Source organism: Methylobacterium sp. WL116 (assembly GCF_008039455.1).
In the GTDB taxonomy this organism is placed as follows: domain Bacteria; phylum Pseudomonadota; class Alphaproteobacteria; order Rhizobiales; family Beijerinckiaceae; genus Methylobacterium.
Window position 1 is genome coordinate 1 of sequence record NZ_VRUV01001125.1, and the last position, 490, is coordinate 490.

1 protein-coding gene is annotated in these 490 nt (G+C 65.3%); it reads left to right on the forward strand.

The annotated features are described in order from the left end of the window. Positions 1-300: 300 nt before the first annotated feature. Positions 301-490 (forward strand): helix-turn-helix transcriptional regulator (locus tag FV223_RS29715; protein WP_147725317.1); only part of this gene is annotated, 190 nt, incomplete at its 3' end.

Consider the following 490-nt stretch of genomic DNA (forward strand, 5'->3'; position numbering starts at 1 on the left):
GCTTACGGCAGCCGCCGATGCGATCGAGGAAGTCGGTAATGGTGCTGGCCTCGGCTGTCGGAGCCGCGAGAGCCAACATGCCGGTGATGAGCACGTGAGCAAGCCGATATGGACGATGGCGCGATCGTACGAACCTCACGCGTGGGCGGTCGAATGGGCATGGGAAGGCCGTGAACGAGGCGTCCATCTGGATCTCCTAACGTGGTGATGGAGGACGGGCGCGACGGCCACCTCAGATAGCATAAATGAGGGACTGTCGGTCCGTCGATTGTCAAGCCGCGGATCTGGCTGTCTCGCGCGATGGACGTGCGGACGATCATCGGCTGGAACCTGCGGCGGCTGCGGGTCGAGCGCGGGCTGTCGCAGGAGCGTTTGGCGCTCGCGGCCAGCATCGACCGGGCCTATGTCGGGCGGGTCGAGCGCGGTTCGGAGAACGTCACCATCACCACGCTGGAAGCGATGGCGGTGGCGCTGTCTGTCTCGGTCGCGA